Here is a 26,900-nt window from a genome sequence, read left to right as displayed (position 1 = left end):
ACCTAGATTTTACAACCCATAACCTTTTAACCTCACAACCCCATAACCTACAACTTACAACACCTTCTTACTAACCACCCCACCATTGCTCAATTTCACTTTCACAATTAAGGTTTGGTCGCTATTCACAATATTACTTGCTTCAAAAGTAGTCGTATTACAGGCGTTCTTTTCAAAAACCAATCGACCCATGATATCATAGACCATGACCGCATCAATTGTTTCGTAAGGGGAATGGACACGTAAAGTAGCCTCGTTTTTACGAATCGTTACATGGCTAATTTGTTCTTCAAAGGTTGGATTGTCCAAATCAACAGCAGGCAAGTAACGCAGCACAAAACGTTCGTTGAATGTTCCTGGTACTGCAGCAAATACATAATCGGAATTCGTTAAGTTATGTACTACATCCAACACATTGTCTTTCAAGTAAACGGTCTGATTTTCAAACAATCCATCTGCATGGTCAATTCCAATCGTCAAATTACCCGTAAGGGTGGTTTTGAATCCCATTGGCACTTCATCGGTGTCCAAAAACGGTAACGCACGTCCTTGAATTACTAAGTTTTTAGCATTGTTGATCGAATAAAAAGTTACCGAATTTCCTCCAAAAGAAGGTCCATCAAAAAGCGTATCATAGTCATTGGTAGCATTCTCAATATAGCCTACTAATGTTTGACTGAATCCATTAGTGCCACCTTGTAAATTCAGCCATACCCGACTTCTTTCTAATGGTTCAACAGTAGCAGATGCATTTACGTTATTCGAGTTTTGTGCCGCATTGGGTCTATAAAAATTCATATTATTTCCGCTCGCTCTCATATTGTTATTAAAAACAGCAGTTCCGCCAGTGTCACTGCCTTGCACAAAGAAACCCTGACCTGCAGCGATAAAATCATTTGGTGGATTGTCATTGTCGCTCACTCCTCCATTGTTTGTAGCTGTTAGTCCTGTACCGTTCCAAGACGCATAGTCACCGGCACTATAGGTATAGTTGGACGAGGATGAAAACGGTGTGTTATGCGTCCAGAAATAAAGTGTTCCTTGCGTTGCAGGATCAGAACCGGTCGCATTTGCAAGTACAAACGCACTTGCACTAATAGCAGATGGATACGGATTTCCTAGCAAGTTATATTTGTCAACGGTGTCAGATCCGCTAACAGCAATACTTACCGTTCCGTTATTAGGTACACCGCTAAAACTACCAGTATAAGCCGTATAAGAATCAGTCGCATAGGTATTAGGAGCTCTAATAATATAACCTTTTCCGGCAACCATTACTGCAGCACCTCCTGTTATTGCAGTCCAATTAGGTACAGGCGCTACAGCATTCGGATTGTAAGAGTAGTATCTGTTTGGATGAGTTTCAGGGGATAAGTTGTATAAAGTAGTTCCAGCAACGGGCGAACTCCAATACGTATAATCGTATTTATTCATGGGTTGCGTGATTCGTTGCATTACTATTTTACCTGTATTATTATTTGTGGTTGCATTATTCACATTGGTTACTTGAACCAAACTACCACCGTCCATAATAAGCAGTTGGCCGTCATCGGCTGTATTACTTGGGGTATCGTTATCAGAAACAATAACCTCATCAACTACCGTAATACTACTTCCACTTGGTATGGTTACGATTCCCATGCTCTTAACGTTTAACGTTTTTACATTGGCATGGTAATCGGCTGGAATAATCGGCTGAATACCGGTATCTGGAACAATAATACAGTTGACGCTTGTAGGTACTCCCGATGGTTTCCAGTTGCTTGCTGTTTCAAAAGCAGCAGTTGTACCGCTCCACACTTTTCCATTATTGGTTACAGGAATAGTTTGCTCTAACGGACAGCCATTGATTAAAGTGGTAGTAATAACAATATTAAAACTAGCTTCCTCCAATAAAGACAAGTTGGGAACGATGTACACTTTATCCAATGCATCGCCTGAAATATAAGGATTTTGCAACGCTGCATCCGTAAACACATTAATATCCGTACCCGACCAAGAATAAGAAGCGGTTAATTTTTTGGAACCATAAATTTGTACATCATCAATGGCAACTCCATCTGCCCATGTAGTGGTTTGGTAGCGAATTCTAAATTTTAAATTCGTTTGGTTTTTATAACTACTAATGTCAATTACTTTTAAGCCAAAATTACCCGGACTTCCTTGACTAGAAACGTATTTAACAGGTGATAAAAGAGGAGTAAATAGGCTACCTCCATCTGTTGACACTTCTACGGACACGTATTCTTCATTTGGACCAACTCCAGCAGAAAAATACCTTGAAAAATACATTCTATAACTCAAGGTAAGCGTTTCAAAATCGGTTGTATTCACCGCATTTTTCATTTGCAAGGCGTTGTCAATTGTATAATATACATCGGTAGCTACTTGTCCTACGTCTGAAGTTGTGAACGCAAATTTATTGGAACCAAATCCAGATGAAACAGCGGGCAACCAGGACAGCTGGCTGTCTTGTGGAATAAAAGTACTTGTTTTAGCGTCCCAGTTGGAAACTGTATTAATCAAAGAACCATTATCTACCAACAGGTTATTTTCTAGAAGAGCGGCTGCAAAAGAGGTGCCTTCAAAGTTTTCATCCAAAAGAAATACGGTTTCTAATCCTTCTTGAGCCGTAAGTGCTATGGGTTCAAATTCCCCACAGGACACGGGTGCTTCTGGTGTAAAACTAATGACCGGAATATCTTTAATCGTAGCAATTACTTTCTTTCGAACTTCTGTTTCACAACTACCATTATAAACAGCCACGTAAAAGGTTGTCGTTTCTGAAATAGAAGGTGTAGTATAAACAGTAGCATTGCTAGAAACCGTACTTGCTTCATAAGTCCCTCCCACAGCTGTGGTGTACCATCTAAATTGGGTAACACCCGATGAAACTGTAGAAGCTTGCAAAATAACGGAACCCGTACCACAACGCTCTCCATTGCTAAATGTAGCAACATCTACCCCACAGCGTGCTACTACCGTTAATATATAATCTTCTGTTTCTCCCGCAGATGTCAAGTCGTCACAAGATCCGAAATTATAATTGCCATACCCGTCGTCGTAATTCTCAACTCTTATCCTAATTCTATAATTTCCCGCAGGCAAACCAATAGGGATTTGATACCCAAAGGTTGTGGCTGATTGACCAACATCTGTTGAAAAAATAGTTTCTCCACCATCTACAAAATCACCATCATTATTGGTATCGATCCACGCTTTAATGAATGCGGTATTAGAGGCATTCACCTTTATGTTGATTCCCTCTCCTTGAATTTGACTCGGATGTGTATTTAAATTAGTAAAATCTTGATACCCTTCTGCCACATGGGTAGAAGTATTTTCAATATCATTTTGAGTCCCTAAAAAAGTTGTTTTATTTATAAAAACCGTATTACTTATGGTGTTGGAAGGTACACAGTTATTATCGGGTACCACACCACAGTACAGTTCTATTTCACCTACAACAAATCTTCGGGCAGCATTAGTGGTGGCTAATGATTCGATTGTCAATAAAGAACCCGCTATTACACCTGTAAAAGTGTGCAAAACCGTACTATAAGAAGTACTGCTATAATCACCTACGGAAACAAAGTTGACTGTCGTATTTTGTGCTCCTAAAGATATTTTAATTGGAAAAGTACCTGCGACCCATCCTTTTACTTTCATCTTAATTGTAACACTTCCCGAAACACCATATATAGCACTAGTTGTTTTAGACGTAATGCTTCCGTTCGTATTATTTCTACTTATTCGTAATGCACCATTTTGTTCAAATGCATTTCCATTCGTCGTAAAATTGGTATTCCCAGACCAAGCTGTACCACTTCCTGTCAAGCTCACATACGATTCTTCAAAACAAGGCGGATCAGTAACCGTTAGAGTTGCAATAGATGAAACGACAGCAGTACCACACAATCCTGTAACCGTAACACGGTATTGATACCCATTCATACCCAACGTAGTAGCGGCGGTGGTTAGAGAAGCGCTATTTGTTCCCGTATTGGCCCAAATTGACCCTGTATTTATCTGCCATTGATAACTCAAACCTACGCCATTTGCCGCAACGTTAAAAGTACCCGTATTGCCTGTATAAACAATAATGCTTGAAGGCGGTGTTGTAATAACAGTAGCTGCATTAACAGTTACAGAAATACCAGTTGGTGCACTCCAACAAGCTGTGCTTACTGTTTGTGCTCTTAAATATAGCGTAGAAATTCCTGGAGTAGTAACTACATAAGTCGCAGCAGCATTTACAGCAGCTGTCTCAGTTCCTGTAGCAGTAGTTTGCCAATACCATACTTCACCTGTTGGCGCAGTTCCTACTTTAGAAACTGTTACACCCGTTGGTAAACATTGAGGTGAATTACTAGTAGGTGTAGTAGCTATGGCTGGTTGCACACAACTGGCTGTAACGATTAATTTAAAGTCTATTGCTTCTCCATAAGTTATCGCACTACAAACTGCAGGATCTGTGGTGTTCCACTGTGCTCTGATTCGCATTCTATAGTTACCAGGATTAGTAAGTGCCGGAACAGTAAAGCTCCCTGTAAAACCACTAGTTACAATAGTTCCAGAAGCGTACACTTTTTCACCTGCGTCGTCAAAATCACCATCTTTATTATAATCCACCCAAATATTAAAACCGTGCGTTCCTCCTACATAGGTTTCAGAAAAACCAATCAACTCTCCCGCTACTTGCGTTATTGAATTGGTGTTGTATAAATTTCCGTAACCACCCGCATTTATACTGGTACTGGAATAGTTACTATTTGCAACAGCTCCCGTTGTGGTGAATGCATTGATATAATCGGAAGTACTAGACGAAGAAGGGATACAACTGGCAACACTTAAGTTGGCAATTGCTGAATTTAACGAACCACAAACGGCACTAGTTACCACTACCCTATAACCCGTATCGTTCATTAACAAGGTAGTAACAGGCGTCGTATAGGAAGCTGTTGTACCTCCCGTTCCTGTAGTTACATTGGCCCATGAGCCACTTGCATTGGTTTGCCATTGGTAAGAAAGCGTAGTTCCTGTTGCCACCACTGAAAAAGTAGCTGTAGCACCTACTACAACACTTTTGTTGGTAGGCTGTGTGGTAATACTGGGTGATTTATTAATAACAACTGCCTGACTTACTGTACCTGTTGACCAACAATCACCATTATAGGTGCGAACATAGTAGGTTCCTGAAGAAGTAACGGGTAAAGACACGCTAGCAGGAAAAGCTAAGCTGACACCCGTTGATGCAGATTGCCAATAGGCATTTGGTGCATCCGCTCCAGAATAGGTTAACGAAGTGGAATTACATGCCGTAAATGTTCCCGAAATAGAGCCTACTGGATTTGTTGCAGGTGCACAAACGGGAACAATAGTGACCATCATTTCAATAGTAACTCCAAATGTTCCGCTGTAACAAGGATTGGGAGTGGTCTGTCCATTATCTGCTGTACCAATTCTCATTTTATGAGTACCTAAAGCAGCAGCACCATCCACTGTAAAATTAGTAGTTAAAGTCGTTGGGTTAGTAGCCAATGAAACGCCTGTAAATACTTTTTCATTTGTATTATTAAATTCGCCATCGTCGTTATAATCAATCCAGATATGGGTGTCATACGTATATCCTGTAGCAAAGGTAATTGCGGCAACAACTAATTCACCCTGTTGCAAATCGGGAGTCGAAGTCGTATAATTTAGATAAGAAACATCCGTTACTGCAAAATTTGCAGCACCAATTACCACATTCGTTATACCTGCACCATCATTGGATGTTGGAACAGACGTACACGGTGCGACCGTCAACGTAGCTGCCGAAGAATTAACGCTGTTGCAGGTTCCATTGCTAATCACCACACGGTATTGGTTGCCACTCATAGCCATTGTGCTGGCTATAGTAGTGTATGAATTTGTGGTGCCACCAGTCCCATTAGTAACATTGGACCATCCAGAACCCGTATTGACTTGCCACTGGTACGCAGTAGCATTAGCCGGAATAGAACTTGCAAAGGTAGCCGTACTTCCCGTGCTAACGGATTGGTTACTTGGATTTGTAAAAACCGTCATTTGGTTATTGACGTCTATAGTGAAAGTAGCCGATTCTGCCGCAGTATCGTAAGCAATAACACGAATGTAATAGGTTGTTGCAGCACTTAAAGTAGCTGAAACACTTTCCGTTGTCGAAGAAGAATGCGAAGTAAACAAGGCAGTACCTGAAGAAGGACATGGCCCTGCAAAAACATCCACATCAATATCATTTCCACTGGCAAAAGTGGTCGTAATTGTATATTTTCCTGCACAAGTAGTTGTGTATTTATACCACACATCTTTACCCGTTGTTTTATAAGTAAATGTATTGGTGCTAAACGAACTGCTTACTAAAGTTCCTCCAACAGGAGCCGCATTTAAGACCAATGCTACTGCATCTGCACATAAATCATTAGCCGGTGGCGTAAGTGTAGTAAAAGTAACCACACTCCCATACGTGTACGTACTTCCGTTATACAAATAAGCCCGATAACTGTATCCTGTTGTAGCTGTTAAACCTGTTATGGCTTTGGTGTAAGCCACTCCTGTAGTACCTAGTGGCGTTACAATCTCTTTGGTCACCCCAGCACCACCGACTATTGGAGTCGGACTTGAAGCTGTTGGAGCAATAACAAATCCCTTTTCAGTGGTATTCGGGCACACACCAAATGTAGTGCCGCTTGTAGCGTTTAAAGTAACCGAAGTCCCAGCGATAATGGTTGCTGCAGCGGTTACAGCAACAGCAGTAACCGATGTAAGACCTGTTCCTGTCAAAGCGCTCGTAGGCGAATTACTACCAGAAGTCGTACTTGCTACTGTGATAGTGGCTGTTTTTGCCCCTGCTGTTGTAGGTGTAAAAGTTACCGTATAAGTGGCTGTTCCGCCACTTGCAGCTATAGTAGTAGAGGACAAACCGCTTACTACAAATTGCGCATCATTGGAAACCACAGTTACACCAGCTGCTATTGAACCACCCGTATTGGTTATGGTATAGGTTTGCGAAGTTGCCGCAACCGTTGGGCACGAATTTCCGTGGGCTGTTGTTCCCGTGATGGCTAAAACGGGATTGGCCGATGGAGCAATACAGCTAATATCTAATGCAAAACCGGCACAGTTGGTCGAAGTGTCGGAAAAGAATTTTACAGTAAGCGCTCCTGTAGTAGAAGTTACAACAGGTACTATAAATGAATCACAATTAAAACCAGTTCCATGCTTGCTTCCGCCAAATAATACGGTTCCACCAGTACCACTACCGTCATAAATGGTTAAATAATCATAACCTGCTTCTGCAGTTATAGTTCCTGACAGACGTACTTTATTTCCCGGTATACTTGGATTAATAATGGTATAACCACTCGAATTAGTTGCATAATTTCCAGAAACTCCTCCACTATCGTATAATTTTCCTGCACATGTTGAAATAGAAGTATTTCCCGTAGCAGGAACTGACCACTCGTTTTTGATTGATACATCGTCAAATACTAAATCATGATTGCCTTTCGTGAAAGTCCATCGTACATATCTAGTTGCAGCATTTAGTGTGTAGGGTCCTTTTGTCGAACACGAATTTGGCAAACCTGTAGCTCCCGTTAAACTCACCACAGTAGTATAAGAAGACCCATTACTAGATTGCTCCACTAATAGTACGGATGTACTACTTGTTCCAGTTGATTTGACTACAAAAGACAAATCACTTGGACTGCTATCGAAATAAACTACTTTCGAATCACCCGTAGTATCAAGTTTAGCACTGTTAGTACCCGAACAAGCAGTAGCATCAGTATAAGAGTCCAATGGAGAATCGGCCCATCCTGTTGGCGAACTACCGTTCCAAATGGTTCGGGTTACAGGCAAGGTCGCCTGACCAAACACCACCCCACTAGAAACTAAAAATAAAACAAGAAGACTTTTCCAAACAAAAGAAGAAAAAGAGAACGAACAACGTTCAAGAGAACGAACTGCTATAGCATTGTGTAAAGTTGTTTGCATACACTAGGTTATTAAAGGTCAGAATTTGGGTTTTATTAATCAGGCAACAAATTCCTACATTGAGGAACTTTTTATTTTTTATGCAAAAAACACCGCTTTAAACAGCACAACCTACTTTTCAATGACATAAATAAAAAAATATCCCTAAAAGAATTGCATAGTCTCAGCTACTACAAACATAATTTATTATTGATATGTTTTTAACAAAACAATTGCTGATTTGTGTTAAAAATAGAAATATTCTTTGAACGGCTCTATTTTAACGTCAAACTACACTAAATGTTCGCTTTTTGCTGCAACAACATTTCATTTAAGAAAGAATTTGTACCGTATTTTACGTGTTTAAGGGTTCTTATATAGCTATAAGCACGACCAGCGATTGAAAAATAGTTGGTGATTTGGTACTTGGGTTGGGAAGATGATAAAAAATGTTTAAAAGGTTATGTGGTTAAAAGGTTATGAGGCTAGAGTGTGTGTATTTAAGTTTGAAAAGGTTTATAAGGTTAAAAGGTTGTGAGGTTATGAGGTTATGAGGTTATGGTAGCATATTGATTCTTTAAAAAAAACCTACACTTTCGCCTTTGAGGCATTAAAAACATATAAAAAAAGTCGTCGTCAAAATCGTAAAATGTATACTGTATGATTTATATTGTATGATGTAAAAAGTATGCTGTAGATTTTTACAGGTTGTAGGTAGTAGGCAGTATATTGAAGAATGTATCAATAACAAAAAAAGTCCCAATATACGCTTTCACGAATACCAGGACTTTTTATATCAAAAATAAGTCGTGCTTAAAACTGTAAAATGTATACGGTATGATGTATACTGTATGCTGTAAAAAGTATGCTGTAGATTATAACTGTCAAGACTATCACTCACAAAAATAATAAGTCGTGCTCAAAACCTAGCACCCATAACCTAGAACTTACAACCTACAACCCATCACCCATAACCTTTTAACCTCACAACCGCATAACCTAGAACGTCCAACCTACAACCCATCACCCATAACCTAGAACTTACAACCCATAACCTTTTAACCCATAACCCCATAACCTACAACTTACAACTCACTACCCATAACCTCTTAACCTTTCAACCCCATAACCTAGAACTTACAACCCATCACTCAAAACTCACCACTCAAAACCCAAAAAAAAAATCCCAGTAGCCGCTCTCACGAATACCAGGAATTTTCTATATTAAAAATAAGTCCGGCTCAAAACCGTAAAATGTACACGGTATGCTGTAAAAAGTATGCTGTAGATTATAACTGTCAAGACTATCACTCATAAAAATAATAAGTCGTGGTCAAAACCTAGCACCCATAACCTAGAACTTACAACCTACAACCCATCACCCATAACCTAGATCTTACAACCCATAACCTTTTAACCTCACAACCGCATAACCTAGAACGTCCAACCTACAACCCATCACCCATAACCTACAACTTACAACACCTTCTTACTAACCACCCCACCATTGCTCAATTTTACTTTTACAATTAAGGTTTGGTCGCTATTCACAATGTTACTAGCTTCAAATCGGTTGCTGTTCAAGTCTTTTTTCTCAAAGACAAGACGCCCCATAATGTCATAGACCATGACCGCATCAATTGTTTCGTAAGGGGAATGGACACGTAAGGTAGCCTCGTTTTTACGAATAGTTACATGGCTAATTTGCTCATCAAATGTTGGATTAGCCAAGTCAACAGCAGGCAAGTAACGCAGCACAAAACGATTATCGAATGTTCCTGGTACTGCTGCAAATACATAATCGGTATCCGTTAAATTATGCACGACATCCAATACATTGTCTTTCAAGTAAACTACTTGGTCTTCAAACAAACCATCTACATGGTCAATACCAATAGTTAGATTTTCAGTAAGGGTTGTTTTATAACCTAAGGGCACCTCATCTGTGTCTACAAACGGCAAGGCACGTCCTTGGATTACTAAGTTTTTAGTGTCATTAATAGAGTAAAAAGTTACCGAGTTTCCTCCAAATGTTTCTCCGTCATACTGAATATCAAAGTTATTTGTCGCATTTGAAAAATAACCTACTAATAGTTGGTTAAAACCTTTAGTAGCACCACTTAAGTTTAACCAAACACGGTTCTGATTTGGGGTTTCTATAACACCCGCTGCATTGACATTGTTTGCTGATTCCGCAGGATTAGGTCTAAAGAACTGATTGTTATTCCCGCCAATTCGCATAGCATTGTTAAATACAACAGTACCGTCATCAATTCCTTTGACGAAGAACGCTTGTCCTGCGGCAATTTTTCCTGTAGGAGTACTCATATTGGTTTGTAAATTAAGGTCTTCTATTGAAGTGGCTGCTGTTCCTACTCCTCCAGATTTATTCCAGCTCGCATAATCACTAGTAACGTAAGAATAACCGGTGTCACTGAACGCTGAATTATGTGTCCAGAAATACAAGGTTCCGCCAAGTACAGTGTCATTATCGTCTAAGAAGTCACTTCCTTCAATCGCTGATGGATACGGATTCCCTAAAAGATTAAATTTCATTTCAGCAGCAACTTCAGAAGTGTTGCCAACTACGCCAATACTTACGGTTCCATTGTTTGGTTTTCCATTAAAAAATCCGTCAAAAATCTCATACGAATCCGAATCTGCTGCATCCGTGCCATAATCATTTGGAGCTCTAATAATATATCCTTTACCTGCAACCATTGTTGCAGCACCATTTGTGCTTACTACCCAAGTAGGTGTTGCGTCAGGATTATAAGAGTAATATCTATTTTGATGTGTGTCAGGAGATAAATCGTGTAACGTGTTTCCAGCTACCGGCGAACTCCAATACGTATAGTCGTATTTGTGCATTGGTTTTGCTTTTCTTAGCATGTTAATGGATCCTACATTAGTATTAGTTGTAGCATTATCTACTTCACAATTTTGAACCAAGCTTCCGCCGTCAAGAATACTAAAAGTACCGTTGTTGATCAATTCAAATTCGATGGTTACTGGATTTGCATCCGTTACCGTTAAGGTTCCGTTGTTCGTTAATTTACGAGCAATAATAGCTCCCGAAGCCGTACTATAAGTGGAACCTGTTTCTATGATTACATCTTTAGTCAAATCATTAGGTGTCCCACCAATCCACGTACTTCCAGAGAAAGTAATAGTTCCCGTAGCTCCAACTAGACCAATGGCTTGAGTAGCCTTAGAACAAGTTGCTGTATTTTCTCGTACTTGGCAGTAAAATTGATAATCTTCATAAGTACTTGAATTTGCTACACCCAATGTAGCAGTAGTTCCTCCTGTAAAGTCGGCACCACTAACTACAGCCCAACTTGCATTACCAGGAACATTAAAATACCATTGGTACGTAATTGCTGCACCTCCAGAAGTTCCCTCAGTAGCACTTACAGTAAAGTCAGTACTAGTAGTTCCGCATGCTAATACGGTTTCGGCAGGTTGTGTTATAATTATAGGTGTTGCAGCCGTTTCTAGGTCATAAGTACCAATAGCACTGTACGAAGTACCTGCACAATCGTCCCAGTTTATAATGTCCCAATCTGCATTGGCATAGGTGTTAGACGGTACTGTCGCTGTTGTTTTTCTTGAAAAGTTAGCTCCTGCAGTTCCTAATCCTAACCCATTTGCCCAAGAATTACTTGCAGGATTACCCCAACTGTCTATTAAAGTAGTGCCGTTAAATAATCCGATATGGTCATGTTCATTTATTTTAAAATTCACACCACCTGAAGTAGTACTCTGATCGGCATAACTACCGTCACCGCCCGGTATTGCACAAGGCGCTGTAGCGCTAATTGCTAAAGTATAGATACCTCCAGCTGCTAAATCAAAATTATCTAAATCTATTGGAGTACTGTAAATCCCACCTCCGTTATTAGCCACTTGTATCGAATATCCCGACAAATTCACAGTAGAACCTGTTCCGTTAAAAATTTCAACATAACTCAATCCTCCATCAGAAGCATCGGTAACTTGACTCATAAATAGGTCAGTTAAAGCTCCTTCACAACTTGAAAAAGCGGCATCGATTAAAGTAAACGTTCCTTCATAAGTTTTACAAGTAGCGGCATCACCAATAACAAAAGCAGCTGTAGCCACTCCTGATGGAATCGTAATATTTATTTTTGTTGAATTGACATACGCTACGGTAGCCGAAACACCACCTAAAGTAGCCGTTGTTGATGCTGAAAACCCAGTTCCTATCAGGGCTACCACAGTTCCCACAGGACCGCTTGTTGGCGTAAAACTCGATACCGAATGAGCCGGTGTACAGTCAATGACAACATTTACCATTAAGTCAATCGTAACTCCATACGTTCCAGAATAACAAGGATTTGCTGTTGACTGACCGCTATCTGCAGTACCTATTCGCATTTTATGTTCACCTAAAGCAGAAGTCCCGCCTAATGTAAATGTGGTTGTGTAAGTAGTAGGATTTGTGCTAAGTGATTCGCCACTCCATACTTTTTCGTTAGTGTTGTTGAAAACACCATCGTCATTAAAGTCAATCCAAATATGATTGTGGTAGGCAAAGCCAGTTGCAAAAGTAATAGATGAAACGATTGAAGCACCTTGAACTAAGTTAGGAGCTGATCCCGTATAATTATAATAAGTTACATCGCCAACTGGAAAATCGGCGGAACCTATAACAACATTTGTAATTCCACTATTGTCATTTGATGAAGGACTGGAAGTACAATAATCCACCGTTAAGGTAACTATGTTAGAATTAACGGAACCACAGCTTGCACCTGAAACTAGTACACGGTAAGTAGTACCACTCATGGATAATGTGACAGCGGCTGTTGTGTAAGAAGCAGTTGTTCCACCTGTTCCTATAGATACATTATTCCAACCAGCTCCTATGTTGCTTTGCCACTGGTAGGTTAATCCAGAGCCACTTGCTACAACCGTAAAACTAGGTGTAGCACCAGCTAAAACAGTTTGGCTTACAGGCTGTGTGCTAATACTTGGTGGAGTTGCAATGGTTACTACTTGACTGATACTTGCTGCTGACCAACAACTAGAAGCATAATTTCTCACATAATACGTGCCCGAAACAGTTACTGTTTTAGCAGTCGTTACTGGTTCTACAGTACTGGTTCCAGTTGCGGTTGTTTGCCAATACGAAGTAGCAGCATCTGCACCTGAATACGTAATATCTGTTGTAACACAAGCACTAAAGGTTCCGCCAATTGTTCCTACAGGATTGGCAGAGGGTGTACATGTTCCTTCGCCACGAATAGCAAAAACATACGGATCCTCATCGCTATCGTTGTTGGCTATAGTTAAAGTTGCACTCCTAGAGCCTAAAGCCGAAGGAGCAAAAGTTATATTAAATGTCGTAGAACTTGTTGCTCCAATTGAAGCGCTAGGTATCGCAGTAACACTAAAGTCGGCTGCATTAGTTCCTGAAATAGCTACATAAGGACTACTTCCTGATAAGGTCAAAGCCGATGTTCCTGTGTTTTCAATAGTAAACGTACGTACCACCGTTCCGCCTGCTACATAAGCCGTACTAAAGTCAGTATGGTCCGTTAGGGCAGGAGTAACATCATTATTTACAATGGATACACTGTTTCCTTTTACGTTTATTTCTCGGTACAATGTTGTACCACTTCCTGCTAAAGCAGTTACTTGGTAACAATCAGTAGCGGAATCATATTCGTAAACACTAAACTGGTATTGTGTGTTTTGTAATAATGAAGAAATTGTTTGCGTAGTAGCTGTTGAAGCGCCAGAAGCAGTTCCTTTATACACTACGGTACCACCCCCCACTGCATCTGAAACGGAATAACTCGTTCCTGATATGGGTGCTGTTGCCGGTGTAGCTCCCGCTCTAGCTACAATCATCACGCCATCGCCGTTTCCTCTTGTAAAATTTAAATCAAGTGAATTAACAGTCGCGTTATTTACCGTTAATGTTGTTGCAGATGTACTTGGAGGAGTACAAGCAACCCCACAATATACCTCTACATCATCTAAATAAAAACTTCCTCCACCTCGTGGTGATTGTAAAAATCTAATATAATAATCTCCTGTACTAGCAAATGGAATAGTATATGTATCCCATGACGTAGTTACTGAACCCGAATTTGACCCGTTAGCACCTACTGTACCTTCATTATTCCAAGGTCCTGAAGACGATGTTGAAGTCTGAATAGTTATTGTATAACTAGCACTACCAGAGGAAGCTCTACCTCTAAAAGTCATTGACATTGCATTAGACGTTGCACTTGATGTTATAATATCATCATTATTGGTATTAAAGCCAATTCCATTTCCTGTTTCTCCTGCACCACTATTATTATAAGTACCCGACCCACCTGTCCAATTACCATAATTAGAATTAAAATTGTCACTCAAACAAGGCCCACTCAATGTAGTAATCCCTGTAGTAAAATCAGCAGTAGCACTTGTTCCTCCTGCATTAACAGCAGCAACACTAAAATAATAAGTGGTACCAGAACTCAATCCAGTTACTGTAGTAGTGGTTCCCGCAATTCCTGTAATAGCACTTCCTACTTGTGTAGTAAGAGTGGCATCACTGTATATGTTTACTGTATAACTAATGGTTTCACTTCCTTGAGTAGGAGGTGCCGTCCATGATGCCGTAAATCCATCAGTTGTAGCAGTAGAGGCAGCTGCCGTAGTAGGTGCTTTAGATACAGAAGTAAAATTAGTATTCCCTGCATAAGCGGTAATACCATTACTATTTGTAGCATAAGCCCGAACATAATATAACGTATTTTCAGTTAAGCCTGTAATAGCACTTGAATAATCTGCCGTACCCGTTCCTTCATTTGTACTGTTAGCGGATGGAAGTGTTGGACTCATACCAGTACCCCATACAACTCCTTTAGCAGTAATAGTACCGCAAGATGTGGTTACATTAGTTGCCCCAGAAGTTGCAGTAGTGGTTGTGATTGCTGATGTACTCACACTAGTAACAGTTACTGCTCCGTTAACACCCGTACCAGAAACCGCAACATTCTTAGTCGTAGCCCCCGTACTTGCATTAGTTACATTAAGTGTACCTGACGCTCCTGCTGTAGTAGGATTATATATAACATCAATAGTACTGTTTACATCACCTGCACCATCAGGCACAAGTGTAGCAGTTGAAGCATAAGCATCCGTTCCCTTTCTAACTTTAAATCCTGAAGGTGCTGTAACCGTAATGTTAGCCGATAAATTAACTCCCACAACATCATACGATTTTAAGGTACTGTCCGTATTGATACAAACATTTCCAAAATCAGTTAGCGCAGTTGGTGTTACCGTAATTGTAGGTACAGCTGTTGCCGCTATGGTTTGTACTCCTGATTCTGCTGCTGTTCCTGAAACCGTACCGTTCGAAACCGCAAAGTCTGCAAATCCCATACTGTATAAGTTAATGGTATGTCCATGTGCAGCTGTAATAGCAACATTTACGGTCACCCAAAAATAACGTGTAGCATCTTTAGTAAGCGTTTGAGTGAACCCTGTAAAAGTCTTTACATCGGCTGTTGCAGAAGTCAAACTCCCCAAAACCGTAGCCGTAGAAAAATCATTAGTAGCACTACTGTACAATTTAAGTCCCAATCCATTGATGTCTGCTTCCTCAAAAGTACCATCAAACAGAAAAGAGGCTTGTGTCAATGAAGCATTTCCCCCCGTTTGTGCCAATTTAAAAGAAGCCAATATATTATTATTCGTTCCTTGCGTAATGGAACTTGCCCCTACAACACTACCGTTATAAGAAAGTGTAGTAGCTACAGCGGTCCATTGTGCATATAAAGTCGAATTACTTACAAAAGGATAAGAAGCCCCATCTGCATAAGCAGTACCACTTCCATTTGCCGCCGTATTCCATCCTGCAAAAGCATAATTGGTTCTTGTAAAAGTATTGGTTGTAAGATTCGTTGCTGCTGACGCAGTCTGATTTGCCATTGTCCCACCTGCACTTCCATTTCCGTTAAAAACAACCGTCTGCCCAGCAGACTGAACATTTAACGTATAATCCTCTACCTCACCATAAGTAAAATTACTTCCTCCATTACAAGCATTTGACACAGTCCCATCTACTATTATCACTCTCATCCTTGTGTTGCCTGTTAAAGCAGATACAGGGGGCGTGATTGTACCTGTTGCAGTAAAAGAAGTACCTGCTGCTGTATAGGTCATGGCAATGGTCTCACCTGCATCTAACCAATCACCATCTTGATTCCAATCTACATAAGTATAAACATTATCACTAGAATAGGAGCCTGAAATTGTAACTGATAAAGAAGCTCCAACTCCAATGGTTACATTAGCAATTTCTGAAGTATTATTTTCATATCCATTGCTGCTGGAATTTTTATTAATGCTACCAATACTAACATTTGAAATATGTTCATAAGTAGTATTCGTAGCCAGTAAAGAACAATAGTCTATATTTATCACCACATTATTAGAAGTTCCCGTAGTACCACTACAAGTTACCTGACACCTGTAAAAAGTTTTCGCAGTAACCGTTGCTGTATAAGTTGCATTAGTTCCAGTTCCCGAAACATTTGTCCAACCTGTAGTTCCATTAGCAGATTGTTGCCATTGGTAGGTGACACCCGAACCAGTAGTTGCATTTTGTAAAGATAAATTAGTTGTACCACCCGACGGTACAGCCGCAGAAGAAGCTATTGTATTACCTGGTGCAGGAGTTCCTGAACAAGGAGATGCAGCACTTCCTGTAAGTTTAAATTCATCAACTAACCAACGTTCACTACTAGAGTTATTAGATAAGGTTATGCGTACCCTTAAATTTGTTACTGCTGGTAGCCCAGTTATCGTTACAGTACTATAGCCATCTGTTGTTCTATTTCCTCCACCTGCTGGCGAAAAATCTACAATAGAGGTATTACCATCATAAGCCGTACTTGCAACACCTGTTCCCGTAGAATAGCCCCAATAGGCATTACTAGCTCCTGAAACTGAAATTGTAGAATAATAGGTAGTTCCCCCATTAGGACTTACCTCAACTACAACATCATCAGAAGCATCCAATCCATTCCCTGTAGAACTTATTGAAAAAGCAGCAAGTCTAAACGTCAATGAAACCCCTGTGTAAGCAGATGTATTAATATTTGAAGATGTTAAAGTAGCAGTTGCATTACTAATACCTCGTGAATGTGTTCCTTCTACTGCAAAAGGAGAGGTAACTGGCCGATCGCCTGAACCAGAACTCCCAGTATAGTAGGCCCCTCCACTTAGTGAGAATAGCGTACTGGAATTATTCAGTCCTTCAGAAGCTATTGTCGTCTGCCCAAAAACCCCACCACTCATCAAAAGCAAAAAAGCAAAAATACTGCCTAATGTCAGCTGCCTAAATCGCGAGCTTAAAGTTTTGTTGTAAGTTATGGATTTCTTTTTTTGGGGTAAAATTACATTCATAATTGGTTGTGCTAGGGTTAACATTGTGTACTTGTTGGCTTTTTGTAAATACAAATTCGGTTTATAAATTCATTCCTTTTTATTGATTAAAATACAAAAAATCAAGCATTTGATTTTTTACATATTTCTTTACCAGAACGGTAAAACACCATCAACAAAACTAAAAGATTAAAAAAGTGTTGGGGACAAATTAGTGTAATCTAATTGTTAAGGAACAAATTATTCGACAAACGGTTTTGTTTAATCGACAACCAACACCACTTTGCCCAGCTCTTATTAATTCATCCTTGTTTAACAACTATTAACAACACCTACACTCATTTTATAGACTACACCAAAAACCAAAAAAAGTCCCAGTATACGCTTTCACGAATACCAGGACTTTTGTATATTAAAAACAAGTCGTGCTCAAAACCCATCACCCAAAACCCAACACTCATCACCCACAACCTACAACACCTTCTTACTAACCACCCCACCATTGCTCAATTTTACTTTCACAATCAAGGTTTGGTCGCTATTCACAATCTGACTTGCTTCAAATGTATTGCTGTTCAAGTCTTTTTTCTCAAAGACAAGACGCCCCATGATGTCGTAAACCAATACTTCAGCAATCGTTTCATAAGGGGAATGGATACGCAAAGTCGCATCGTTTTTACGAATAGTTACATGGCTTATTTGCTCGTCAAATGTTGGGTTAGCCAAATCTACAGCCGGCAAGTAACGCAACACAAAACGCTCATTGAATGTTCCTGGTACGGCAGCAAATACATAATCGGAATTCGTTAAGTTATGTACTACATCCAACACATTGTCTTTCAAGTAAACGGACTGATTGTCAAACAAACCATCTACATGGTCAATTCCAATCGTCAAATTACCCGTAAGCGTAGTCTTATAACCCATTGGCACTTCATCCGTGTCCACAAAAGGCAAAGCACGTCCTTGAATAACTAAATTTTTAGCACTATTAATAGAATAAAAAGTTACAGAATTACCTCCAAAAGATTTTCCATCATATAACTTATCGTACCCATTGGTAGCATTTTCAATATATCCTACTAATACTTGACTGAATCCATTCACCCCTCCTTTTAAATTCAACCATACACGGCTTCTTTCGATAGGTGCCACGGTAGCAGATGCATGTACACCCGCGGCTGTTTCTGCAGGGTTGGTTTTGAAAAAAGTCATGTTCTTTGCCTTAATACGCATGTCATTGGTAAATTTCGCACTTCCGGACACCGTTCCTTGCACAAAGAAACCTTGTCCCGCAGCTATATTCCCATCCGGTTCCGTGTTATTCCCTCCTGTATTGGTAGCGGTAGACCCTGAACCATTCCATGACGCATAATCACCTGTGCTATAGGTATAAGTTGGCGAATCTAAGAATGGCGAATTGTGCGTCCAGAAATACAGCGTTCCTTCCAGAATATCATTAGTTCCAGATGCATTTGCGGTTACAAAATCCGAGGCACTAATAGCCGATGGATAGGGATTTCCTATTAAATTATATTTTTCCACTGTGTCAGAACCGCTTACCCCTACATTTATCGTCCCATTATTAGGTACACCACTAAAAATTCCACTATATGCAGTATAAGTAACAGGGTCATAATTATTAGGAGCTCTAATAATATAGCCTTGCCCAGCTGCCATTGTACCGGCACCTCCAGTTATTACACTCCAGTTTAATGCAGGAGCTACAGCGTCAGGGTTGTAAGAGTAGTATCTGTTGGGATGCGTGTCTGGCGATAAGTCGTGCAAAGTAACACCACTCACGGGTGAACTCCAATACGTGTAATCGTATTTGTTCATGGGTTGCGTAATTCTTGTTACTGCAAGCTTACCCACATTTACATTTTCATCCGTTACTTGTACCAAGCTACCTCCGTTTGCTACAGAAATAGCATCATTCGAGGTAGTTATTCCGTTGGTAACCGTAAGCGTTTCTCCTTGGGCAATAGCTAACGTGCTCGAAGTTACTTCTAATGTATTTCCTACTTGAATATCAACAGTCGCCAATGTTTTAGCGCCTGTTCCAGATATTTTTAGTTTCCCGTATTTAGAAGAAGGTGAAAGTATTTCAGCTACAGCCTGATTCGTTCCTGCATAATTTACAATACTAGAATTGTGAAGGGTATGAATTATAAATCCTGAAGGAAAAGTGGCAGTTCCTTTAATGCGTAACGTAGCCGCATCATCAATTTTTATAGTCGAACTAGTACCTTGCGTTACTTTTTCATTCAAATCGAGCACCCCTGTTGCTACTTGCAATTTAGTATTGGCAGTAAGTGCACTTCCTAAAGTAACTACATTATCAGGCGCTGTTCCCGTATTAGTAACAACCAATTCTGCTACAATAGCAGGCAATGCGTTTCCTGTAGCTTGATTCGTTTTTCCGACATAATGAAATTTAGCAAATGGCGTTGCAGTAGCAATCGTTCGTATACTTGTTCTGATATTTCCGGTAGCTCCTGAAGTAGCAATACCATCGGCAGAAGTAATTTTTATAGTTCCTCCCGTTTCTAATACAAAAGTAGGCCCTGAAATAGTTAATGGCGTTGTACCTATAAATCCAAAGTCAAAAACACCTCCCGACTTAACAGTGAATATACTTGTCGACCCCATCGTAAAGTTCTGATTGATCAATTTTACGTAAGCACCAGAAGTGGTATTAAACAATATTTTATCGGCAGTACTTGTATTAACTACATTAATAGTTTGTGTAGTGGCGTCAGTAGTTCCATCTCCCGTTCCTGCAAAATTAAATATACTGTCTGGATCTATACTAGACAACGTGCGAGAAGCATCTGTTTGCAAATCTCCGTATAGATTAACAGTAATTTGTGCATTACTAGAAGTTTGTTGATTCAGATTAATATTCCCTCCAGTCGCCGTTAAATTTCCTAAAATATTGATTATTGGGTATCCATTTGTGGTTACGGCCATACTCAATTGACCTGAATTTACAATTACATTTCCTCCAATAGTAACTATTGCACCAGCATTAGTTAAGCTCACATTACTACCAGTAGTACTTACTGTTAAATCATTCTGACATAAATTAACGGTTTGACTTCCATTAACCGCCACAAAAAGAGCAGTTGGAGCACCTCCAATAGTTAATTTTCCAAAAGCATAACCCGCTGCATTTGCACTAATAATACTTGGGTTTTGAATAAGTCGATTCGCTCCACTACTAGCTCCATAATCCCAGTTAATAAGTTCTACTGTAGAGCCACTCTTAAAGTTTTCCACTCCACTCCAGATAGCACTAGTACCTGTTAAAGTAGAGGAGTTCAATATCAGTTTCCCTCCAGATTCGACCGTAAGTGTTCCTGTATTTGCCAAAATACCGGCCCCAGAAGCATTTACACTATACACCCCTCCTTCATTAACCTGCAATGATTTGAGTGTAGAAGAATGTCCATTATTAAATGTCCCTCCATTTTCTACCTGAATTTGTGTTCCTACACCACCACTTGAAGCAAATGCTCCATTTGTTGTGATGGTATTTCTTATCATTAGTAAATCAGTAGTAGAAGCACTCGGTGCCGAACTATTTGTCCAAGTACCTGAAATCATTCTTTGCCAAGTTGCTGTACCTGAAGTGGGCCAAGTTCCTCCACCAGTAGATTGATAAGTACCATTAGGAACCGTTATTATATCAAAAACAGTACTCGTTGCCCCAGTCAATCCAGTTAATGCAGCACTCAAAGTACGTCCTGTTCCTGCTGCTGTATGGGTCAATGTAGTAAAACTTGCCACTCCTGAACTTAACGATACCGTTACAGGGGCTCCTGTTAATGTTCCATCCGATGTGATAGCCACTGAACCTGTTCGATCTACATCAACGTTTCCATTTACATCCGTAGCTGCAACCACAACTGTAGGCATGGCAACATTTATAGATATCGTGGTCGGCTGGGTTGTAAACACCAATCGATTTGCAGTTACTACAAGCACATTATTGGTTCCTGTTGTAGAAGTAGTTGCAGAAAGCGTTCCAAAGCCCGAACCTGTCGCAGCAGCTGTAGCCGATGCAAGCGTTAAAGTAATCCGTTGGTTATCCGTTACTATAGTTTTAAAACTACCACGGATAGTAAACGCTTTAGTTTCATTATCAGCAGCACCCAACGTCAATCCTGTAAAATTAGTCGTTCCTGCCGCTGCAACTTCCGCAACTTCAATTGCCCCATCATAAATAGCCAGTTTTTCTAAGTTTGTCGAATTCCCTACCGTAAACGATAAAGCATTCAATACCGTACTTAAATTATCCGCATCTGTCGTTGCTCCTCCATCACGTAGAATAAAACGACCCAACTCCACACTGTTTGCAGAAGTAATATCAGCCGTTATATAATTTTTGTAATCTATATTAGTAGCGTAGGTAAAGGTCCCGTCGGTTACAATATCCGAAGCCACACTTGCGGTTCCTGTTCCTGTTAAATTAATGATATAAGGATTTTCATCCGCATCACCATTCACTAACGACAGTTGCGCTGTTTTAGCCCCTAAAGAAGTAGGCGAAAAAACTACCGTAAAAGTAGTCGTACCACTTGCCGCTACTGATGAACTTCCCGGTTGTGTAATGGTAAACTGACCCGCATCGGTACCTGTTTTAGTCAAAGCACCTACTGTAAGTGCTACTCCTCCTGTATTTTCAACAGTAAAAGTAACAGCTGTACCACTTGTTGATGTAATCTGATTCCCATGATCGAAAGTGCCTCCACTCGCAATACTTACAACACCTTGTTTGATATTAATTTCTTGAGGACTTACAACGGTTACTGTAGCATTATCACTGCTCCAAATACCATTTTTCCCACCATATACATACTCCGTACTTCCTGTTTTCTTGTAACGGAAGGCAAGATAATACACGCCAGCTGTTGTTATGCTAGGACCTATGTTAGCCGTATATTCATCATTATTTCCTATATCTGTATTAAACGTAGTTGCAACCCAATTGCTCCAAGTGCTTGGATTCGTATCCAAGGTACTGTATCCCGCTTCTGCGGTAATACCTGCCCCTGGAGAACCTGCGTTCGTAATTCCCGGTTCGTACACTTGACCATAAACATTATAAGCTCCCCCAAGGGTAAAAGTTCCCGAAACTGGACTTTGATAGTTAGCCCAATCTACAAGGTTGGAATTGATGGTCAACACACCATTATTGCCAGTAGAATACCAATTACCAGCCGTGCCTCCATAAACATAAGCTCCCGTTCCTAATTTAAAACGAACTGCATAATAGTAAGTCCCCGGTGTAAGTCCCGTTCCTATACTTGCATTATATTCATCATTATTTCCATATTGAGCATTCCAAGTAGCAGTAGTCCAGTTCACCCATGTATTAGGATTGGTATTCGTTGCGTTGTATCCAACCTCTGCTGTAATCATTCCTGATCCTCCTGGACCTTCTGTTACAGTTTCAGCATAAACCCTACCATAAACCGTAACCGTATTTCCCTCATACAAGTCTGCAGTGCCCGGAAATTGCAAAACAGCATAGGTAATTACGGGATCCGGTGCTGCTGTAGCATAACCTACCGATGTAGATGACCAAGCTGAGTTTCCTCCTGCATTTACTGCACGAACTCTATAATAATAGGTTGTAGAGGATGACAATCCTGTCGCCGAAACAGACAATCCTGTAATACCACTAGCGGTAAAATCTACTGACCCAAAACCACTATCATTATCTACTTGAATTTGATACGTAAATGCTGCCGCTCCACCTGTTGGTGCTGTCCAGTTTGCTGTAAAGCTAGTAGCTGCAGACGCCGAACCAGTACCCACTGTAGGTGCATTATGCAACGTAGTGAATGTTGGGTAACTTGATGTTGCCGTATAACCTGTTTTGTTAGGCGAACAATCATTTACGGCATAACCTCTATAATAATATACTGTATTGGCTACTAAACTTGTTAGGTTTTCTGAATACGTTCCTGTAGCGGTTGCCGCTGTAGATTTTGTAGCAGAACCCGTCATTGCTGAATTGGTACTGTACTCAAAACCTCTTGTGTTTATTGCAAAACCACCCGCTGCTGTTACATTACCGTTTAAAATAACCGATGTGGCTGTTGTGAAAGTTACAGGTGTTCCTGATAATACTACCGTTGGGGCAACACAATCCACATAACATGTCCAATTTAAATCATCTATTGTATATCTTGCTCCAGAAGAAGTAGCAGTTATAACAACCGTACCTCCAACATTAATTCCTGTAAAAGTTTTAGTGATAGGAGTTGAACCTGACATTTCTGAATATAACACTGTTCCTACAGTAGTTCCATTTACTGCAATTACTAAATTCCCACTACTCTCACTGAAAGGAAATTTAGTCGTAAGTGTAATATTGCCAACACCATCTGAAAATGTTGGAGAAGTTAAAACTCCACTTCTAATTGTAATAGCATTTCCAGTAATAGTTTGGTCACCTCTAGCATCAGTTACATTCCATGTACCGCCAGCACCAGTCCATGAGGCACTGCTGTAAGATGCAATAGTACCTATTCCACTAAAATCTTCAGTGTGACAAGGCCCACTCACAGTAGTACAAGTTGTTTGTGCTTCTCCTGTCAATTTATAATCGATAGCACTTCCACTGTTGGTATAACTCCAAATTTTAAAGAAATAGGCAGTCCCTGACGTTAGTCCTGTAACGGTGTACGTCCCAATTCCATTTGCTATATTTTTAATTCCAGAAGCGTCTCCTTGGACTGTACCGTCCACTGGTGCGGTAATTGCACCATAAGAAGTACCCCATTTTATTAAATAACCATCAGGCACCGTAGCACCTGTCGCATCTGTCCATGTTAACGGAATCGTAGTTGTAGTAGTCGTTCCGCAAGCAAATAATGTAGGGTGATTCGTTGGTTCTGCTTTTAATGTTGTGAAAGAAGATTGACTTGTATAAACTGTTCCGCCACTATTGAGAGCAAAAGCTTTAAAATAAATCGTAGTTCCTGATGTAAGACTTGTAACGGCTTGTGTAAATACACCTGTCCCAAAACTTCCTGTAGTCGAAACCTTAGTTCCTGCTCCATCGGCAAAACCATTGGTCGTGCTCCAATAAATACCGCGTTCAGTAACTGCACTACATCCAATGCTGCTGATGTTTCCTCCCAAAGTTGCGGTTGTTGTAGTTACAGCCGTTGAGGTAGGTGTTGCAATGGTTGCAGGCGTATTGATACCCGTACCAGAAACCGATACATTTTTAGTAACAGCTCCCGTACTTGCATTAGTGATAGTAAGTGTACCCGAAGCTCCTGCTACTGTAGGACTGTAAATAACATCTACAGCAATAGAAACATTACCCGAACCATCAGGCACAAGTGTAGCAGTTGTAGCATAAGCATCAGCCCCTTTTCTTACTTTAAACCCAGAAGGTGCTGTAACAATAACGTTATTTGTAAGGTTAACCCCCACTACATCATATGATTTTAAGGTACTATCCGTATTCAAACAAACACTACCATAATCAGTTAGTGTTCCCGGTGTTACCGTAATAGTAGGCACTGCTGTAGCAATAATCGATTGCGTACCTGAAACAGCTGCAGTTCCCGACTTTGTTCCGGTAGAGGTTATAAAATCAGCAGCAGCCATACTGTACATATTTATGGTATGTCCAACTGTTGCAGTTACTGCTAAATTAGCAGTGAGCCAAAAATAACGTGTTGCACCCGCGGTAAGCGTTTGCGATAAACCTGTATAAGTGATTATTTCGCCACTTCCTGTTGCTGTAGGAGTTGCACTAGCCAATACTGATGCTGAACCAAAGCTATTAGTAGTACTAGTGTATAATTTAAGTCCTGCTCCATTAATGTCTGCGGCAACAAAAGTACCATCAAAAAGGAAAGAAGCTTCCGTAAGATTGGCATTTCCTCCTGCTTGTGCTAATGTAAATGAGGCTAAAATATTGTTGTTCGTTCCTTGTGTAATATCTGCGGCTGCTACCGTACTACCGTTGTAGGCAAGTGTAGTAGTTACAGGTGTCCATTGTGCATATAAAGTAGCATCTGCCGTAAAAGGATAAGAAGCTCCATCTGCATAAGCAGTACCACCCCCTACTGCCACAGTATTCCATCCTGCAAAAACATTATTTGTTTTTGTAAATGTATTAGTAGTAAGTGCTGTTGCAGTTGATGCCGTTTGATTAGACATTGTTCCTGTTCCCGTATTTGCATCGAAAGTAACGGTTTTTCCAGTTTCATAAGTTATAACTACTGAAGTCCAGTATGCTGCACCTGAACCTCTTTTAATAGCAAAAAAAGTATAATCAGTTCCTGTAAAATCAGACGAAGTCCAACCTGTAGATGAAGCTGAACCAACAGTAGTTCCACCTGTAACCGTATAACTTCCAGTTGTTGCATTTACCAATCTTGAAGTATTTCCTCCTGAAAAAGTAGATGTATTGCCATTGGTCTGATTTATGGTTACACTTAAAATCTTTCCAGGTAGTGCCGTAGTATTATACAAAACACCATTAGAAGCTTGCATTTGGAGTCTTGCTTGCCCAGATTCTTTAAAAACAGCTTTAGCACCAAAAGAAACCCCACTTTGAGTCCAAGTTCTTTCAGCACCACTATCATATCCAGTTGCAGTAATTCCACTTGATGATTGTGTAATTGTTATCGTCCCCTGCCCAAACACTCCCCCACTCATCAAAAGCAGCAAAGCAAAAATACTTCCGTAAGCCAACCTTAAAAAGGAAGCCGACATTTTTTTCGCAGAAGAACGAATTCCTCTTTTAGTAGGTAAAAATGTATCCATAAAATTCAGTTTTAGTAATAAGCTCACAGCAAGAAACACCACCGTACTCTAAAGTAAAGTAATCCAAAAAGCGGCAAGTAAATGTTTAATAAGTTAGGTTAATTTTTATTGTATTAAATGTCAATTTGGGCATGAAATATAAGGCGTTAGAGCTTCTGAAGTGTACGTCCAAACAGTTGTCAACCAACCATTCGGACAAGCAAAATTAGGTGTTATTTGCTTTAATTTAACATTTTAAAACCCCATTTGTGTTAATGTTTTTTGTTAATCGTTAAACTGCACGATTTAACCGCCCAAATACACAAATCAAAAATAAAACCCTAATATTTTACACATCCCGCAAAATTAGAAATGCATAATTTACAAAATCCTAAAATACACCCTAATTTATAACAGTATAACAAGCCCGTCCAAAAATCCATCAATCCTACGCAATCGATAAGTGGCGCGAGAGTCCTAACATGTATTAAGTAAATATCAGAATTGCATGTAACAATTAATACTAATACAGCTCGTAACCACAACGTCATTGCGAGGAACGAAGCAATCCTATGTAATCGGTAAGTGGCGCGAGAGTCCTACCATTTATTAAGTGACTATCGGAATTGCATACAGTAATAAATACTAGTAAAGCTCATAACCACAACGTCATTGCGAGGAACGAAGCAATCCTATGTAATCGA

The 26,900-nt window shown here is 40.1% G+C and carries 3 protein-coding genes; all 3 read right to left on the bottom strand.

Going from position 1 to position 26,900, the window contains the following annotated elements; all coding sequences use genetic code 11:
• Positions 1–54: 54 nt before the first annotated feature.
• The 3 genes from ACQ5J2_RS05185 to ACQ5J2_RS05175 all read right to left on the bottom strand — a co-directional run bounded on the left by ACQ5J2_RS05185 (position 55) and on the right by ACQ5J2_RS05175 (position 26,217).
• The gene (locus ACQ5J2_RS05185) at positions 55–8,019 is read right to left on the bottom strand and encodes a GEVED domain-containing protein (protein WP_432672669.1); all 7,965 of its coding nucleotides are present in this window, start codon (positions 8,017–8,019) and stop codon (positions 55–57) included.
• Between the two features lie 1,455 nt (positions 8,020–9,474).
• On the bottom strand, positions 9,475–17,460 hold the full coding sequence (locus ACQ5J2_RS05180; RefSeq protein WP_432672668.1) for a GEVED domain-containing protein: 7,986 nt from the start codon (positions 17,458–17,460) through the stop codon (positions 9,475–9,477).
• 426 nt (positions 17,461–17,886) lie between these two features.
• Positions 17,887–26,217: a T9SS sorting signal type C domain-containing protein gene (locus ACQ5J2_RS05175; RefSeq protein ID WP_432672667.1), complete on the bottom strand. Its 8,331-nt coding sequence runs from the start codon at positions 26,215–26,217 to the stop codon at positions 17,887–17,889.
• Positions 26,218–26,900 lie beyond the last annotated feature (683 nt).

This window comes from Flavobacterium sp. SM2513 (genome assembly GCF_050908145.1).
Lineage (GTDB): Bacteria > Bacteroidota > Bacteroidia > Flavobacteriales > Flavobacteriaceae > Flavobacterium.
Note: the sequence above shows the minus strand (reverse complement) of the source record. Positions and strands in the feature narration are given on the sequence as shown.

What these genes read in the sequence shown, in the direction of transcription:
- ACQ5J2_RS05185 (WP_432672669.1), bottom strand. Translation starts at nt 8,019, where the DNA reads ATGCAAACAACTTTACACAATGCTATAGCAGTTCGTTCTCTTGAACGT.
- ACQ5J2_RS05180 (WP_432672668.1), bottom strand. Translation starts at nt 17,460, where the DNA reads ATGTTAACCCTAGCACAACCAATTATGAATGTAATTTTACCCCAAAAA.
- ACQ5J2_RS05175 (WP_432672667.1), bottom strand. Translation starts at nt 26,217, where the DNA reads ATGGATACATTTTTACCTACTAAAAGAGGAATTCGTTCTTCTGCGAAA.